The organism is Aliifodinibius sp. S!AR15-10, from assembly GCF_031569985.1.
Taxonomy (GTDB): domain Bacteria; phylum Bacteroidota; class Rhodothermia; order Balneolales; family Balneolaceae; genus JAMQKA01.
Genome location: NZ_JAMQKA010000132.1, coordinates 1 through 565, shown reverse-complemented (window position 1 = coordinate 565; position 565 = coordinate 1). Strand labels below are relative to the sequence as shown.

1 protein-coding gene is annotated in these 565 nt (G+C 56.1%); it reads left to right on the top strand.

Going from position 1 to position 565, the window contains the following annotated elements:
• Positions 1–565, top strand: a 565-nt coding sequence (locus NC796_RS26665) for a fumarylacetoacetate hydrolase family protein (protein WP_310688944.1), incomplete at both ends; no start/stop codon positions are given.

Below are 565 nucleotides of genomic sequence, written 5' to 3'. Positions count from 1 at the left end.
ATGAAAGTATACAAGACAACGCAGGGAATTGTAATTGAGCACAGGGATTCGTTTTACCTGCTGGGCGGGGAGGATTGGGACTCGTTCATCAATGACGACGGGCTGGCCGGGAAGATTGAACGCATCGTGTCGGAGGAAGACCCTATAGAGAATGGCCGGGAGTTGGTGGAAAACGAACTGGAGGCCCCGATTGGCCGCCAGGAGATCTGGGCCAGCGGGGTGACCTACTACAAGAGCAAGCTGGGCCGCCAGGAGGAGTCGAAAGAGGCCGGGGGCGGTGATTTCTACGACCGCGTGTATAGCGCAGACCGACCGGAACTCTTTTTTAAAGCCACTAAGAACCGTACGGTTGGACCTGGGGAATATGTTAGAATAAGAGAAGATTCCACTTGGGACGTGCCCGAGCCGGAGCTGACGCTGGTGATCACCTCTTCCGGAAAAATTGTGGGATACACCATCGGCAACGACATGAGCTCGCGCAGCATTGAAGGCGAAAACCCGCTGTACCTGCCGCAGGCCAAATGCTATGACGGCTCGGCGGCGCTGGGGCCGTGCATTTTTGTGA